Raw genomic sequence first — 264 nt, 5'->3', positions numbered from 1 at the left:
AGACATGGCGTTCGGTTTCGGCTTTCGCGGCCCTCCGGACCACCGACAGGGGATCCAGCCGCAGCGCGGCCTGCTTCGCCAGCGCCCCGATCCGTTTGTCCCCGCACCCGTGCAGCGTCTTCGGATCCGAACACAAGTCCTTATCGATGCGGGCGCGGTCGTCCACGCTCAGGCAGGCGGTTTCGCGGACCAGGATGGTCGCCCGCCACTCGTTCAGCCGGCCCTCTGCCAGCGCCCTATAGGTGTGCGGCATTTCCCTGATCA

General features: G+C 67.0%; 1 pseudogene. It reads right to left on the bottom strand.

The features are described 5' to 3' along the window. Positions 1-264: pseudogene (locus AC5RWO_RS21470) on the bottom strand (HNH endonuclease); the annotation flags it as partial.

This window comes from Arthrobacter sp. B055-34, from assembly GCF_059090425.1.
The sequence above is the reverse complement of the archived record's forward strand: the minus strand, read 5'-3'. Positions and strand labels throughout refer to the sequence as shown.